Here is a 263-nt window from a genome sequence, read left to right on the forward strand (position 1 = left end):
TAGAAATTGGCTATGATTTCAAAGAAGCTGATATTATGCTGTATGATATGAGCGGAAGACAGCTTCAGAACTTTAAAACGAAGAATAGAGTGACTAAAATTAATACCCAGGCTTTAATACAGGGAGCTTATTTAGTGACGATAAAAACAGATAATAACAAAACGGCGAATGCCAAATTGATAAAAAAATAAGAAACTAAATCATGAAAAAAGTCATTGGAGCTATTGGAATAATAGTAACACAGATTTATTTTGCACAAACTA

1 protein-coding gene is annotated in these 263 nt (G+C 30.8%); it reads left to right on the top strand.

Annotated features, from left to right (window positions below):
- On the top strand, nucleotides 1–191 hold a 191-nt coding region (locus tag BOQ64_RS22845; RefSeq protein ID WP_164975884.1), incomplete at its 5' end, for a T9SS type A sorting domain-containing protein.
- Nucleotides 192–263: the final 72 nt, after the last annotated feature.

It is taken from the genome of Chryseobacterium sp. CH25, from assembly GCF_004119455.1.
GTDB lineage: Bacteria > Bacteroidota > Bacteroidia > Flavobacteriales > Weeksellaceae > Chryseobacterium.